Annotated in this window: 2 protein-coding genes; both read left to right on the top strand. The window is 25.2% G+C overall.

Translation table 11 applies throughout. From position 1 onward, the window contains the following. The first annotated feature begins 206 nt into the window (after positions 1-206). The gene (locus ACRDDY_RS15960; protein WP_438565929.1) at positions 207-362 is read left to right on the top strand and encodes a hypothetical protein; all 156 of its coding nucleotides are present in this window, start codon (positions 207-209) and stop codon (positions 360-362) included. Positions 363-520: 158 nt separating this feature from the next. Further along, a complete protein-coding gene (locus tag ACRDDY_RS15965; RefSeq protein ID WP_438565930.1) occupies positions 521-991 on the top strand; it encodes a pyridoxamine 5'-phosphate oxidase family protein in 471 nt (156 codons plus the stop codon). Positions 992-1,266: the final 275 nt, after the last annotated feature.

A 1,266-nucleotide genomic window follows, 5' to 3' on the forward strand; every position in this document is an offset into this window, starting at 1 on the left:
TATTAGATAATATATTATTTATACCAGAAACACATGAGATTTTAGCACCAATAGTTTGCGCAGTAGCACTTCAGTTATTAGCATACTATGTAGCAAGTTTAAAAGGTTTTGATATAGATAAACCAAGAAACTTAGCTAAGTCAGTAACTGTAGAGTAAAAATTATTATTATTAAAATTAAGATTTAAAAAAAGAGGAGATATTAAGATGAGTAATAACGTAAAAAATTTACTAAATGAATATAAAGAGACTAGAAGATGTTTAGAAATGGGAATTGAATGGTTACCAGAAAATGATTTTGCAAAAGCAAAATTAGAAGTAGTAAACATGATAATTGCTGATTTAGAAAATATAGAAGCATAAAGTATTAAAAACTTTATATAAATATACGTCAAAGATAAGGCTACCTATACTTAGGTAGCTTTATTTTTTATTTAGAAAAAAAGTCTATATTACTTCATATGTGGTTAATAAATTAGGAGTATGATAGAAGAAGAATTTTAGAAATGGATGTGATAATTATGTTTAGACCAATGAGAAAGAAAAATAGAGATATTAGTGAAGAAAGAATAGAAGAAATATTAAATACAGCAGAGTATGGAGTATTATCTACAGTAGGAGAGAATGGATATCCTTATGGAGTTCCAGTAAATTATTCATATATAGATGGAAAATTATATTTCCATGGTGCAGTAGAAGGACATAAATTAGACAATATAGAATTCAATAATAAAGTATCATTTACTATAGTTGGATATTCAAAAGTTTTAGCAGATAAATTTGATTCAGAATTTGAAAGTATCATAATGTTTGGAAAAGCTATTGAAGTTGAAGATAGTGAAAAAGAAAAAGTTTTATTATATTTAGTAGATAAATATTCAAGTGATTACGTTGAAGCAGGAAAAGAGTATATAAGAAGAGCTTTTAATGCTGTAAAAGTTATGAGAATTGATGTTGAACATATGACAAGTAAACAATTCAAAGATGAGTAAAAATTTGTAATAAATTTGTAGCTTAATATATAGAAAAAATTTGATAGAATAAAGAAGAACCACTAATCTCATAAATATGATGTTTAGTGGTTCTTTCATCTTACATAGAAAGAACATATAATAGATTATAGTTTGAAAAAGTGAACAAGAGATTAGGAGGATAATACTTTGAAAATAGCAGTATGTATAAAACAAGTACCAAGTAGTGAAAATGTTAAAGTTGATACTGAAAAAGGTATTTTAATTAGAGATAATTTAGAAAGCAAAATGAATCC

Source organism: Clostridium sp. (assembly GCF_051656525.1).
Lineage (GTDB): Bacteria > Bacillota > Clostridia > Clostridiales > Clostridiaceae > Clostridium.